The organism is Neokomagataea anthophila (assembly GCF_018122595.1).
Taxonomy (GTDB): Bacteria; Pseudomonadota; Alphaproteobacteria; order Acetobacterales; family Acetobacteraceae; genus Gluconobacter; species Gluconobacter anthophilus.
Window position 1 is genome coordinate 145,736 of record NZ_JAGRQH010000003.1, and the last position, 14,209, is coordinate 159,944.

Here is a 14,209-nt window from a genome sequence, read left to right on the forward strand (position 1 = left end):
GCTTGGTGTGGGGTTGTTTTCTGCATGACAGTGGCGGGCTGTCATCGTGTGGCTGCTCCCGAGAAAACGCTGATTGCGCATCCGCATTATGTGATGAGTGCGCCGTGGCAGGCTGGGGGGCATTGGTTTTATCCCTCAGAGCGTTATGACGTACAGACGACAGGTCTGGCGACGATTGAGGGTTCGGCGCCTATAACGGGTTTGACGGCAGATGGTGAAATCTGGCGTTCCGACGGTATGATGGGGGCGATGCAGGATGTACAACTCCCAGTGATCGTGACCGTACGTAATATGTTGAATGGACGTACCGTTCGTGTGCGTATTAATGACCGGGGGCCAGCGCGTGTTGGGCGTTTGATTAGTCTGACGCCACGTGTGGCCTCTTTATTAGATATGCAGGGCGATACACCCGTTGCTGTCACCGAGGATGAAACCACAACGCGGGTTCTAGATGCTGCGTTGGGTGGGCCGACTTTGGATGTGCAGGCAGCGCCTCTTGCTGGTGTGCGAGCAGAATCTTTGGATGGAAAAAGCGATAGTCATATTTATGGCTCCGCGCTGGAAAGCAAAGATTCAACGGTGCCAACGGCGACGGAAGACCTGCCGCAGCAATGGGCGCAATCTACGCTGGGGCCAACAGATATTTTTGTCGAGTTGGGACGCTTCCAAAGCCAGAATGCAGCGCGCATGGTTGTGCAGCGTTGCGGAGGGCGTGTGCTGCATGTGGCAGCGCGTGATGGTTTGGTGTGGAATGTGCGTTCAGGGCCGTATATTACGCCGCAATCTGCGGATAAGGCACTGGACCAAAGCCTCTCTTGCGGGGTAGAGGGCGCACGGATCGTTATAGAATGAAACACCGGGTAAAGAACCAAATGGATATCCGGCAGATGATGAGACAGGGTGGACATAACGTGCAGACAAGACGTTCCTTAATTGCCGGCGTTGCCGGTTTTGCTGCCTGCACGTCTTTGACGGCACCTATGGTGGCTCTGGCACGGCCACATCGCCATGCAGCAGTACCAAGGCATGCTGCTGAGCCTCAGGATGAAAGCGGCCCAGATGGTGTGTCTATGGCATCTCCGGCCAATACGCCGTTAGGGCCTGTCGATACCTTAGCACGTTGGGCGTATATTTTTGATTATACGACTGGCGCTGTGCTGATGGATAAGGCGTCAAATGAGCGTATGCCGCCTTCATCGCTGACGAAGATGATGACGGCGTATATCGTATTCGGGATGCTTGCATCTGGGCGTCTGCGGTTGGATCAGCAATTGCCTGTGAGTGAGAAGGCTTGGCGCACGCAAGGCTCTAAAATGTTTGTGCCATTGGGGCAGACGGTGAGTGTTGAAGACCTGATCCAAGGTATGGTCATTCAGTCTGGTAATGATGCGTGTATCGTTTTGGCAGAAGGCGTGGCTGGTTCGGAAGAGCGCTTTGTCGCATTGATGAATGAAGAAGCGTCTAAGATTGGATTGACGAATTCTCATTTTATGAATGTGACGGGGCTACCGAGTGAAGGGCATTATATGTCCGCGCATGATGTGGCGATGGTTGCGGGTCATTTGGTGCGTGATTATCCGCAATATTATCATTTCTTCGGTGAGCCAGAGTTTACGTTTAATAAAATTCGTCAAGGAAACCGTAACGTTTTGGTGGCTAAGGGCCTCGCCGATGGTTTGAAGACGGGCCATACGGATGCTGGTGGTTTTGGTCTTTGCGCTAGTGCGGATCGTAATGGAAATCGTATCATTATGGTGATTAATGGTACGTCTTCGAGCAATGAGCGTGCGCATGAGGGGGAGCGTTTGTTTGCGTGGGCTTTTGCCAATTTTGAGAATGTAACGTTGTTCCGCCGTGGGCAATTGGTTGATCAGGCGCCTGTCTGGATGGGCGAACATCGCACCGTTTCTCTTGTTGCACCGTCAGATATTACAATGACATTGCCTTTGGGCTGGCAGCAACGCTCTCAAGTGAGCGTTGATTATGCGTCTCCGATCATGGCGCCTGTGGTGCAAGGGCAGAGCTATGGGGCACTAGTCTTCTCTGCGCCGGGTATGCCGGATACGCGTCTGCCATTGGAAGCCGGAGAAACTGTAGCAAAACTGGGCATTGTTGGTCGTGCTATGGCGCGGTTAGGTCATGGGCCAGCCAATTAAGATGTCTGGATTATTTGTTACGTTAGAAGGTGGTGAAGGGGCAGGGAAGTCGACGCAGGCGCGTCGGCTCTCTGCTGCGTTGCAAGAGCATGGTTATGAAACGCTTCTGACGCGTGAGCCGGGCGGCACGCCGGGAGCTGAAGCGCTGCGTAATGTATTGCTGCATGGTGAAGCCTCTTTGTCATGGCGTGCAGAGATTTTGACACTTCTGGCGGCGCGGTGTGATCATTTGGATACCGCAATTAAACCTGCTCTGGAGCGTGGTGCGATTGTGATTTGTGATCGTTTCCATGATTCGACCTTGGCGTATCAAGGGTACGGTGTGGGTGAGGCGGCGCCTGAGCGATTGGCTTTTATTCAAGAGGCACGACGTTTTGTCGCATGTGATCCAGACGTAACGCTGCTGCTGGATTTGCCGCGGGATGTAGCGCGTTCGCGTTTGCAGGCTCGTGGTGGAACGGGGGATCGTTATGAGGACCAGCACGATGCGTTTCATGAGCGTGTGAGTGAGGGTTTTGCGTATGTTGCGCAGGCGGAGCCTGAGCGTGTGCGGAGGATTGACGCTGAAGCTGCGCCAGATTGTGTGACGCAACGGCTGGTGTCTGCCGTGTTGAGTGCGTTGTCGCAGCGTTCATGACTGGAGACGCTGCGCTTTTGGATCCACGTCATGTCTCGTGTGTTTATGGGCATGATGTTGCGTGTGCCGCGTTTCAGGAGGCTCTGAAGGCAGGGCGCTTACACCATGCATGGTTGCTACATGGTCCCACAGGGATTGGGAAAGCGACTTTAGCGTTTCATTTGGCGCGTATTTTGCTGAAGGGGGAAAACCTCGATAGCCCTGCTGGACGGCGCATTTCCGCGGGAACACATGGCGATCTTTTGGTGATTGCGCGGGCTAAGGATGAGAAGCGCGGGCGGTTACGGTCAGAGATTACAGCAGCAGATGTTCGGCCAGTGCAGGATTTTTTGCACCACACGGCAACGGAAGGTGGCTGGCGTGTTGTTATTGTGGATGGCGCTGAATTTCTAAATCGTTTTGCAGCGAATGCGTTGCTGAAAATTTTGGAAGAACCACCTCAGAATACGGTTTTGTTCTTAACCAGTGCGGCGCCTGGGGCATTATTGCCGACAATTCGAAGCCGCTGTCGCCTTCTGGCTTTGGCCCCTTTGGGGGATGTTGATATGCGACGTGTTCTGCCGGATTTAACGGCGGAGCAGATGGCGCGGGCTCAGGGAGCGCCGGGGCGTGCTCTTTTTCTGGCAACGGATAAAGATGGCGCAATTGCAGATTTGTCAAAAAAAATACTGCAAGGTCAAAGTCTTAATACAGATCTCTTAACACAAATTGAGCGAGCTGTTCGTGATGCTGACGGTTTCGCATTGTTGTGTGATTTGCTAGGCGAGGGATTAGCAGATCAGGCGCGCCATGCGGCACGTCAAGGCGAGGTGTTTCAGGCTGAAGTATTGGCGCGGCATTTTACGGAATGTGAGGCGTTGAGACGAGAGACGGAACAGATGAACCTTGATAAGGTGCAGGCGATCCGCCAAGTGGTTCAGATCCTCGCGGGAAACTAGGGTTGGTTTCGCGCGTGTAGACAGAAAGATAATGGCAAGACGAATGAATATGACGCGGCGCTTCACGGTTACGACACCAATTTTTTACGTTAATGGCGCGCCGCATATTGGGCATGCCTATACCTCAATTGCTGCGGATGTTTTGGCGCGCTTTCACCGCTTGAAGGGGCATGATGTTTTATTCGTGAGCGGCACGGATGAGCACGGCCAGAAAGTAGCGCAAACAGCAGAGGCGCAGGGCATGGATGCCCAGTCTTATGCTGATGGTGTGTCTGCATCGTTTCGCCAGATGCAAGATGATATGGCGGTTTCAAGCGATCTTTTCATTCGGACAACGTCAGACGCGCATAAACGCGCTGCGACGGCCCTGTGGGAGCGGGTAGCCGCGAATGGTCATATTTATCTGGGCGCGTATGAGGGCTGGTATTCTACCCGTGATGAAGCCTTCATCGTGGAAGACGAACTGGTTAAAAAGCCGGATGGCACGATGGTGGCACCGTCTGGTGCACCTGTTGAGCGCGTCAAGGAGCCTTCTTACTTCTTCTGCCTGTCTGACTTTGAAGACCGTTTGCTGAAATTGTATGAAGAACAGCCTGACTTTATTGGTCCACATGGGCCGAAGCGTGAGATTGTTAGTTTTGTAAAGCAAGGTCTGCGTGATCTGTCGGTATCACGGACCAGCTTTGACTGGGGCGTACCTGTTCCGGGTGATCCGAAGCATGTGATGTATGTATGGTTCGACGCATTGGCGAACTATCTGACAGCAACGGGCTTCCCTGATGCCGATGCAGACCGGGCAGGGTATTGGCCTGCGGATCTGCACATTGTTGGGAAAGAAATTGCACGTTTCCATTGTGTGTACTGGCCTGCTTTCTTGATGGCTGCTGGTTTGCCCTTGCCAAAGCGCGTGTTTGCCCATGGCTGGTGGACCGTTGAAGGCGAAAAGATGAGCAAGTCTTTGGGCAATGCTCTGGACCCGAAGGCGCTGGCTGATGAGTTTGGGTTGGATGCGTTGCGCTTCTTCCTGATGCGTGAAGTACCGTTTGGTGGTGATTCTAATTTTAGCCGCCGTTCGATGATCACGCGGACCAATGTCGAATTGGCAAATGATTTAGGAAATCTTTGTCAGCGCACATTGAGCCAAGTTGCACGTAATTTGGGTGGCATTTTGCCACAACAAGGAGCGCGCACGGAAGATGATGACGCTATTTTAGCGGTGGCTTCTGCGCTGCCAGAAGTGGTTTCGGAGCAAATAGAGCGTCTGGCACTGAATGAAGCTCTGGAAGAAATTTGGAAGCTCATCCGTGCCGCGAACTCTTATATTGACCGTCAGGCACCATGGGCGCTGAAAAAGACGGATACGGACCGTATGGCAGATGTGCTGCGCGTGTTGGTGGACGTGATCCGGACCATTGCAACACTGTTGCAGCCTTATATGCCAACGACGATGGACCGTATGTTGACGCAGCTTGGTGTGACGGAAGGGGAGCGTACAATTGAAGCGCTGGCGACTGCTTTGCCGGCGGGCCGTGAGTTGCCAAAACCACAAGGGTTGTTCCCGCGTTTTGTTGAGGCTGAAGGCAAGGATTCCTGATGACGGGTTTGATCGACACACATTGCCATTTGGACCGTCTTACGGATGTGGATGGAGCGTTGAATCTAGCCCGAGAGCATGGTCTCTCGGGTATGATTACGATTGGGACACGTTTTTCGGAGGCGTCAAAGCAAATTGGTCTGGTTGCGTATGATCGGCCTGATCTGCGGGTATGGTGTGCGATTGGTACGCATCCGGACCACGTCCTGGAAGAGCCGGAAGTCACGGTTGCCGACATCGTGGCGCGGACGAATGAGCCCGGTGTAGTTGCGATTGGGGAATCTGGTCTCGATTATTTCCATGGTGAAGAGGCTGTGCGGCCTGCGCAAGCGGCCTCTTTTCGGACGCATATTGCGGCAGCACGAGAAACAGGGCTGCCGCTTGTGATCCATACGCGTCAAGCAGATGATGACACGATTGCGATTTTGGAAGACGAAAGCGGGAAGGGAGCGTTTCCGTTTCTCATCCATTGTTTTGCCTCAGGGCCGAAATTGGCGCGGGCAGCTGTGGCCTTGGGAGGATATGTCAGCTTCTCCGGCTTGCTGACGTTTCCTAAATGCGTTGAAATTCGTGAAGCAGCGCGTGAAGTGCCAGAAGATCGGCTCTTGGTGGAAACGGATAGTCCTTTTTTGGCGCCTGTGCCGAAGCGTGGGAAGCCCAATACGCCGGGTTATGTGAAATATACAGCCGAATGCCTTGCGCGTGAGCGTGGGGTGTCGTTGGATGAGATCACAGCACTAACAACGGCAAATGCACGTCGTTTATTCCGGAGGATAGCCCCGTGAAGATTACGGTTCTCGGTTGTGGTGGCTCAGCAGGTGTTCCCATGCTTGGTGGTGTGGAGGGCTCCTTGACAGGGTTATGGGGGCGCTGTGATCCTCAAAACCCACGCAATCGTAGAACACGGTCTTCTATCGTTATTGAAGGGGATGAGCCGTATTATCCAGACACGATGGATGGTGCCGGTGAGGGGGGCTTTCGTCTCTTGGTGGATTCAGGGCCGGACTTTAGAAGTCAGATGCTGGATCATGGGTTGAGTCGTATTGATGCTGTGTTGTTTACGCATCCTCATAGCGATCATACGAGTGGCTTGGATGAGTTGCGTTCTATCAACCGTGTTTTGAAGGCCGCTTTGCCGCTTTATGCGCGGCAAGATGTGCTGGATGAACTCAAGCAGCGCTTTGAATATGCATTCACGCCATGGACTGGGCCCGGATACTTCCGGCCGGTTTTTGATGAGCATTTGGTGCATGCGGGGGATACGCTCTTTCTGCCGGGGCTTCAGGCGAAATTGTTTGAGCAACGTCATGGTAAGATCACGACTGTTGGTATGCGTTTAGGGGACTTCGCTTATTGTACAGATGTCGAAACCCTTTCAGAAGATGCACTGATTGCGCTGGAAGGGGTTGATACCTGGCTTGTCGATTGTTTTCAGTACAAAGAGCATCCGGCCCATGGTTGGTTAGAGCGTGTTTTGGAATGGCGTGAGCGTATTGGTGCGCGGCGTACAATTTTGACACATATGGGCCCGGAGATGGATTACGAGACGTTGTGTCGTGATCTCCCGCAGGGTGTTGAGCCTGCTTATGATGGTATGGTGATTACACTCTAAATGGCTAAGGAATTGGTGTGTTTTTGTGAGAAAATGGCTGATTTCTCATATTCAAGTTGGCATAATATATATTATGCGACAAACCTCGATCTGAAAAATATACCCTTTCCTCGGTGTATTCCATTATCTCTGTCCGTGCATACGCTGGTTATAGCTGCAACGGATATTCGTTTTGATCGTATGGCTTCAAAACTGAGCTGTTTATTGGCTTGGTTTGATGGGAATGTCTGATTAATGGCAATTTGCCATAGGTTCTTTGTGGGGCGAATTCGTACTTTAGGACAAAATGCCACAACGCTATCAATGGCAAAATGCCATTGGATAATTTATGGCATTTTGCCACTCTCGTAAAAGTGACTTGTGGCATTTTGTCCTAATTGGTGCGTGTGGCATTTTGCCATTCATCTCCCCTCCCTCTTTACCTCTCTGCAGGTTCCACCTACGGACATGCTCTGCATGTTTTATCCCTGCTGGACCGAGGAACTCCCTTGAGCGAATTACCAATTGAAGGTGTGACGGCAGAACGCCGCGCTGCACCTATGATGACGACTGGCCCGCAATTGTTTGGCCATCCATTGGGTTTGTGGTTTTTGATTGCTACAGAAGTCTGCGTTGCGTTTTCGCAGTATGGGTTGCAGTCCATCTTTGTGTTGTATTTGACCAACGCATTGTTGCAGCCCGGTCACATTGAGCATGTGGTTGGTTTTGGTGCTTTGGCGGCCTGCGTGAAAGCTATTTACGCACCAATTGGCACGAAAGCGATGGCTGCGGGTATTACGGGCCTTTTCCTAACGCTGATTTTCGCTGTTCCTTTGTTAGGTGGCATTGTTGCGGATCGGCTATTGGGACGAACGCGGACGATTATTCTGGGTGTGGTTTTGCTCACCTGCGGGCATTTACTCATGTCCTTTGAGTGGAGCTTTGTGTTTGCACTGATTTGCTTGATTGCGGGATTCGGTGCTGCCGGTGGTATGAAAGCGCAAATTGGTGGGCTGTATGCGGTTGAGGACCCTCGGCGTTCAGAAGCGTATCAGTATTTTCAACTTCTCTTTCAGACGGCCCCTATTGTCTCCCCTCTTATCTGCGGGGCTTTGGCCGCACGTGCTTGGCACTGGGGTTTCTTAGCCGCAGGTTTGGGAATGTTGGTAGGCATGGTGATTTATCTGGCTGGCCTGAAGTGGCTACCGACTGAAGCGCCGCTCAAAGAGCGTAAAACAATACGCGTAGCTTTGACCCGACAAGAGCGCCGTTCGGCGATTGGGTTAGTTTTGATTCTGCCAGTTTTAGCTTTGGCCGCCCTGCCCAACCAGGAAATTTTTGATGGGTACATGCTCTGGGCGCAGGAGCATTATCAACTCAAGCTGTTTGGTTGGGATTTTCCGGTCAGTAGTCTTATTTCTTTAGATGCCGTGATTAGCACGTTAACGGCCATATGGGTGCTGGCTTTCTGGCGTTGGTATGCACGTTTTTGGAAAGATCCGGCTGAGATTACCAAGGTGGCGATTGGTACAATTATCGCAGGGTTTGGTCCTTTATGTCTTATCGTGGGGGAAGTTTTTTCACCGGGTATGCATGCGATGAGTCCGCTTTGGGGAATTGCGTTCCATACGTTTAATGATATTGGCTTTGGCATGAATTACGCGATTGGGATGGCGATGTTCTCACGCGTTGCGCCAGCGAGCTTGAACACTATTTTGGTCGCCGCTTTTGTGCTTCATCTTGCTGTGGCGAATTTGATTGTTGGTAAGCTTTCCACGTTGATTGACCGTATTCCAGATTTAACGTTCTGGTGGTTACACACGGGGGCGGCATTTGCCGGGGGAGCTGTGCTGCTTCTATGTGCGATTTTCTTTAAGGATGTCTTTGATCCGACAGGAAAAGACGCTTAAGCTAGTGAAAACCCCGCTCCTCATCGAGCGGGGTTTTTTATTATGGTTTGGGGTGAATTAGGTGCTTAAGATCTTGGGTCGGTGCTAGTCGGCTTCCCTCTTCTCTATGCACGACATATGCTTCCAACGTGCCGTCAGAACGCATACTGCTCCGCATTAGAACGGTACGGCGTACGATAGGATAGTGACGGACTATTTTTTCAAAAATGGGGCGTGGGATCGCTAACAGATGCCCAAACTGTAGGGAGCGTACAGTGCCGGGAATACGGCTGTCTTCCAGAACAGAGGTTGCGCCGATAAGGTCGCCGCTGCCGAAGAGAATATCTTGTTCCCCCAAATGCGCTTCTGCCAAACCCGCCACTTGCGCGTAAACTACTTTTGGGTGCTGGCCGCGGCGAAAGAGAACCTCTCCGGGGGAAACAAATTGGAGAGAGACGCGTCTGGAGAGCTTGTGTAAGACAGCATCAGGCACGCCGTTAAAGGCGGCAAAGGCTCGAAGGCGCTGTTCAATCCCGCTCTTTAGGTTAAAGCGTAGAGGCGTATTGAGGCGTTCGCGGCGTGTTTCGATATCGCGGTGGAGTTCTCGGTGAACTTCTTCTGAAATAAGATTATCCGATGCGAGTGCACCGTATTCTTCATCTTCAAGGCGTAGTGCAATCTGCCGCAAAATGCGGCTTTCGAGTGCTTCTGAATAGCCTGAATAATGCAGTCTCAGGGTTTCGAGTGCATCATCGAGGAGTTTACGCTGGCGCCCCAAGACTTCCGAGACGATTTCGGTGATACGTGGCCCTAAGGTAGGTTCTAAGCGTTGGCGCACGAAGCGTTGTAAGGAAAGCGAGACGAGATGTGCAATAATGAGCATCTCAAAGCGCTCCATCATGCAGGCGATGAGCGGTTGATCAATATGTAAATGGCTATGCAGTGCTTGTGCGATGCGAAAGCGCAATGTGGGTTTGAGGCGTTTTTTCAGTGCACGGACATAGCCATAGCGCCCTTCTAAATGTGCGCCATCAGCCATAGATTCCGCCGTGCGGAGTAGTGTTTCCATCACGCGGCGTGAGAGACCCTGAATACGAAAGAGGTCTAACAGTAAGGAGCGCTCTTGGTTGGCAAGGGTGATGAGCGCGATGTTAACACGCGCGCGGTCTCCCAGAACCGTTTCGAAATTATTGGCTGCCCTCTCCCGTTCAGCACGTTTTTCGATACGGCTGATAACGCCATTACGGGTTTTTTCGCTAAAGCCTAATTCGTCAGATATTTGGCGTGTGCGTTGCGCGACGGTCCCAAGGCCGATGGCGAGAATTTGTTGTCGGATGGCTTGGTCAACGGGTGAAAGCTGATCGAGCTTTAAGAAGAGGACTAAAGAACGCAGAGTTGTTCCGTTGACCAGCAGTGTGATGAGGACAAAGCCGGTCGCGATGATCCCGATGAAGTGAGCGACAGGGCTAGAAACGCTTTGGTTTTCGGTAACAGCCAGTGCCAAAGCGAGGGTAATTGCGCCACGTAGTCCCCCCCAGACCATGGTGAGTTTAAAGGGGGTTGGTACGGCTGGGGAAAGTTTGGTGATTGCCAAGAGTGGAAGCATACCGAAGACGACCGCACCACGCGCGAGCAGTCCGGCAACAGAGGCGATGAGGATTAAGACGCAATCCCAGCGCGTCATGCCGATCATGAGGCGTGGCACCAGCATGGCTGCGAGTAAAAACACGAGGGAGCCAGCCCAGTAGACCAGTTGCTCCCACATTTCATTCAGTGAGCGCCATACTTGTGGGCGGAATGTTGACGGGCCGTAAGCGGAAATGGTCAAGCCTGCTGCCGCTGTTGCGACAACGCCGGAAAAACCGAGGAGCTCATCACACAGAATATAGACTGTATAAGGTAAGGCCAGAGTCAGGGTGATTTCAGCCGCAGCGGAGCCGCCGAGGCCTGCAATGAGCAAAAGGGTCAGGCGGGCAAGGCAAATGCCGACAATAATGGCACCACCAAAAGCGGTTAAGAACTCAAGAGCGGCATCGCCCAGTTGGATATGATGATGTGCCGTTTCTGCTGTAAGAAGAATGGTAAAAATGGCGATAGCGGCAGCATCATTCAGGAGGGCTTCTCCCTCGACCAAACGTGTGAGGCGAGATGCTGCGCCGATTTCGCGGAAGATGCCAGCCACGGCAGAAGGGTCTGTCGTCGCGACGATGGAGCCGAGGAGTAAGCAAACAACTAAACTTTGCCCCGCGAATGGGTAAAGCGCGAGGCCGATTGTTGCTGTGGAGACAATGACAGCTACGACGGCCAGAAGCAGGACGGTAGCTGTTTCTTGTGCAAGACGCCGGACATCAATGCCCATCGCGCCGTGAAAGACGAGAATGGGTAAGAAAATCAGCAGAAAGGCTTCACTATTGATGGGAAAATAGATGAGGGCTTCGGCTGCACCATCCAGCAAATCGGTTGCCGATGAGCGAATGATGAGAGAAGCCGCGCCACCTAAGATAATCCCAGCCAGCGCGAGGAGAACAGCCTCAGAAATGACGAGTTTTTTCGCCAAAGGTTGAATGAGGCTGACAATCGTGAGCAGGAACGCGAGCGCGAGAAGAATGGCTGCGAGCCCGGTCACCATCATAATGTTATTCTCTCCGCCTCTGTGTGAATATGCCTTACACCCTACTGGGCCCCGGTATGGCGGGGAAGTCTTGTTTGCAGGAGATCACGTCAATTCCGGGGCAAGACTGTGTTAGAATGTGTATGTGTGTTTAAAGTGCTTCATCTGCTACCTTTAACCAACGCTGAACCTGGGTTTCGGGTTCATCATGGCGGATAAAATTACTGACAGCTGAAACGCTATGGGCACCGGCTTGTAAGCACTGTGGCATGCGTTCCAGTGTAATACCGCCAATGGCCACCAATGGAGTTTTGTCACAGAGCTTACGCCATTCAGTTAATTTGGCGACGCCTTGTGGGCCAAAGGCCATTTTTTTCAGTTTCGTTTCCCAGATTGGGCCCAGTGCAACGTAATCAGGCTTGCAAGCTAAGGCACGTTCTAATTCGGGATAAGAATGGGTCGAGAGGCCAAAAGCGATATTGGCAGCGCGAATAGCGTCAAGATCAGCGGTATCAAGGTCTTCTTGGCCGAGATGGACCCATGGGTAACCGAGTTCGAGGGCGAGTTCCCAGTAGTCGTTTAACACGAGTGTGACGTTATGGCGGGCCGCAAGGGTCAGGCCTTCTTCGGCTTGTGCGCGAAGGTCTTCAGCTGAAAGATCTTTCAGCCGTAATTGGATAAACCGTGCGCCAGCACCTCCTAGCCGTTCAACCCAACGTGGATGGTCGACAATAGGGTAAATGCGTGATGGTAAGGTAGAAGAGGTATTCATTCGACAGCAAGCCCCCGGGCAAGACCAAGTGTTGGGGTGGATGGAACGGCCATATCGCGTTCTTCAATTGGTTGTGCAGCATAGCCTGCTAAACCAGCATCACAAGCAAGGCGGAAAGCCTCGCCCATGCGTACGGGGTCTCCCGCTTTTGCGACGGCTGTATTGATGAGAACAGCATCAAAACCGAGTTCAAACGCCATAGTAGCATGTGAAGGACGGCCAATCCCTGCATCAATGACCATGGGAATAGTGGGGAAATGTGCTCGTAAGGCTCTAAGGCCGAAAATGTTATTGAGGCCGCGTCCCGAACCGATGGGGGCACCCCATGGCATGAGTACTTCGGCACCTGCCTTCAACAGGCGTTCGGCTGTGACGAGGTCTTCTGTGGTGTAGGGAAAGACTTTGAAGCCATCTTCTGTAAGGATGCGTGTGGCTTCGACAAGACCAAAAACATCAGGCTGGAGTAAATCCCCCTGCCCGATGACTTCGAGTTTTACCCAGTCGGTTCCAAAAATCTCACGTGCCATATGTGCTGTTGTGACCGCTTCACGGACACCGTGGCAGCCTGCTGTATTCGGAAGGATATGGACACCGAGGCTCTTTACGAGAGACCAGAAGGCCTGTCCCGCTTGGGCACCAGCGGCTTCGCGGCGCAAAGATACAGTGACGACGGAGGCTTTTGAGGCTTCGACAGACTGTGCCAGCAATGCGGGGCTGTCATACTGCGCTGTGCCTAGCATGAGGCGTGAGGAGAGTTGTGTTCCGTAAAATTCCATGTCTCAGCCTCCCTGCATTGGCGCGAGAACCTCGAGGGAGGCCCCTTCCGTAATGGTCACGGTATCACGTTGGCTGGCGGGTATGAAGGTGCCGTTCAGTGCGGTGGCAATACGTGCGCCGCCATAGCCAAGTTCGTTCAGGATGGTCGCGAGAGTGGTGTTTGTAACCTCACGCTGCTCATCATTGACCAAGATACGCATAATGAAAAACTCTCCTCAGGCCGTATTATGCGGCAGTATCGAAGACAATATCACAGATTTGTTGCGCCCGATGGGGGGATAAAAGAAAGCCATGGCGATACATGCCGTTTAGAGCAATATGGCGTCCATTATGACGGATACGAGGGACGTTATCGTCAAAAGCGGGGCGACGGCCTGCATTGGCTTCAAGGATTTCTGCATCTGCAAAAGCGGGGTGCAAAGTATAAGCGGCATTGAGGAGGTCCGTGATCGAACGGACGGTCATGCCTCGGTTATCATCGCTTTCAATCATGGTTGCTCCAACCATAAAGACTTTGTCTTCACGCGGTACAATATAGATGGGGATACGTGGGTGCAGCATGCGGACTGGGCGGTGTAGCGTTACGTCGAGGCATCGTAGTAGCAGCATTTCACCACGGACGCAGCGTAGGCGCGCTTTCAGATCTGGATCATAGTCCTGAGCATCAATACCGGTGCAATCAATGATCCAGTCGAAATGTGTATTGTCCGGCTCTGGGCCGTTGAGAACGAGGGTGTGCCCTTGTGTGGTGAGGCGCTCGGCTAATGTGGTTAGTGCCTTGCGGGCATCCACATGGGCTTCAGAGGGAAAGTATAAAGCGCGTTCGAAACGTCCTGTCAGGTCAGGCTCTAATGCGGCGATGCGTGGGCCTTGGATGGTTTCAAAATGGCTGGTTCTGCGCCCAAAACGTGCGAGTTCTGGTGTATCCCGTGCGGGGGCGACGACGAGGCTTCCGTTATGGGTTGTGCTGGGGACATGGGCGCTCCACCAAGCAATGGAGTTGGCGCTATCACGCGTGACTTCTTCTGGCGCGGCCTCTGCTTCGCACCATGGGGTGAGCATCCCGCCGGCCTGCCATGATGCCCCTGCCCCAATCCGTCCTGCTCGATCGTAAAGAGTAATATCTGCACCGCGATCTGCGAGAGAGACAGCGGTGACGAGACCGGCAACACCGGCACCACGAATGAGAATTCTGGGCTTTGTCATAAGGTGCACTCCTTAATGCAGGATTGCGCGCTGCTTCA

13 protein-coding genes are annotated in these 14,209 nt (G+C 52.7%); 8 read left to right on the forward strand and 5 right to left on the reverse strand.

What is annotated here, in order from left to right; genetic code table 11:
- Positions 1-24 precede the first annotated feature (24 nt).
- The 8 genes from KB213_RS05935 (at position 25) to KB213_RS05970 (ending at position 8,826) form a co-directional block, all read left to right on the forward strand.
- On the forward strand, positions 25-852 hold the full coding sequence (locus tag KB213_RS05935; RefSeq protein ID WP_211681225.1) for a septal ring lytic transglycosylase RlpA family protein: 828 nt from the start codon (positions 25-27) through the stop codon (positions 850-852).
- Positions 853-872: 20 nt separating this feature from the next.
- Positions 873-2,156, forward strand: coding sequence for a D-alanyl-D-alanine carboxypeptidase family protein (locus KB213_RS05940; protein ID WP_249110340.1), 1,284 nt, complete (start codon positions 873-875; stop codon positions 2,154-2,156).
- Positions 2,140-2,793 carry a dTMP kinase gene (gene tmk, locus KB213_RS05945; RefSeq protein WP_211681228.1) on the forward strand — a complete coding sequence of 218 codons (654 nt, stop codon included), beginning with the start codon at positions 2,140-2,142 and terminating at the stop codon, positions 2,791-2,793. The genes KB213_RS05940 and tmk overlap by 17 nt, the downstream gene beginning before the upstream one ends.
- Positions 2,790-3,731, forward strand: coding sequence for a DNA polymerase III subunit delta' (locus KB213_RS05950; protein WP_211681230.1), 942 nt, complete (start codon positions 2,790-2,792; stop codon positions 3,729-3,731). Before tmk ends, KB213_RS05950 begins: the two co-directional genes overlap by 4 nt.
- Positions 3,732-3,780: 49 nt before the next feature.
- On the forward strand, positions 3,781-5,325 hold the full coding sequence (gene metG / locus KB213_RS05955) for a methionine--tRNA ligase (protein WP_211681232.1): 1,545 nt from the start codon (positions 3,781-3,783) through the stop codon (positions 5,323-5,325).
- On the forward strand, positions 5,325-6,110 hold the full coding sequence (locus KB213_RS05960) for a TatD family hydrolase (protein WP_211681234.1): 786 nt from the start codon (positions 5,325-5,327) through the stop codon (positions 6,108-6,110). The genes metG and KB213_RS05960 overlap by 1 nt, the downstream gene beginning before the upstream one ends.
- Positions 6,107-6,937 carry an MBL fold metallo-hydrolase gene (locus KB213_RS05965; protein ID WP_211681236.1) on the forward strand — a complete coding sequence of 277 codons (831 nt, stop codon included), beginning with the start codon at positions 6,107-6,109 and terminating at the stop codon, positions 6,935-6,937. Before KB213_RS05960 ends, KB213_RS05965 begins: the two co-directional genes overlap by 4 nt.
- Positions 6,938-7,425: 488 nt before the next feature.
- Positions 7,426-8,826 (forward strand): peptide MFS transporter, encoded by a 1,401-nt coding sequence (locus KB213_RS05970; protein ID WP_249110301.1) that lies wholly within the window; start codon positions 7,426-7,428, stop codon positions 8,824-8,826.
- A gap of 40 nt (positions 8,827-8,866) precedes the next feature.
- On the opposite strand, the gene KB213_RS05975 is transcribed toward KB213_RS05970, so the two are convergent.
- The 5 genes from KB213_RS05975 to thiO form a co-directional block, all read right to left on the reverse strand.
- Entirely contained in the window at positions 8,867-11,437 is a 2,571-nt protein-coding gene (locus tag KB213_RS05975; RefSeq protein WP_211681238.1) for a cation:proton antiporter, read from the reverse strand.
- A 130-nt stretch (positions 11,438-11,567) separates the two neighbouring features.
- Positions 11,568-12,188 carry a thiamine phosphate synthase gene (locus KB213_RS05980; RefSeq protein WP_211681240.1) on the reverse strand — a complete coding sequence of 207 codons (621 nt, stop codon included), beginning with the start codon at positions 12,186-12,188 and terminating at the stop codon, positions 11,568-11,570.
- Positions 12,185-12,964 (reverse strand): thiazole synthase, encoded by a 780-nt coding sequence (locus KB213_RS05985; protein WP_211681242.1) that lies wholly within the window; start codon positions 12,962-12,964, stop codon positions 12,185-12,187. Before KB213_RS05985 ends, KB213_RS05980 begins: the two co-directional genes overlap by 4 nt.
- A 3-nt stretch (positions 12,965-12,967) precedes the next feature.
- Positions 12,968-13,165, reverse strand: a complete 198-nt coding sequence (thiS, locus tag KB213_RS05990; RefSeq protein ID WP_211681244.1) for a sulfur carrier protein ThiS — start codon at positions 13,163-13,165, stop codon at positions 12,968-12,970.
- 25 nt (positions 13,166-13,190) lie between these two features.
- Complete coding sequence (gene thiO / locus KB213_RS05995; RefSeq protein WP_211681246.1) at positions 13,191-14,171, reverse strand: glycine oxidase ThiO; 981 nt, start codon at positions 14,169-14,171, stop codon at positions 13,191-13,193.
- Positions 14,172-14,209: the final 38 nt, after the last annotated feature.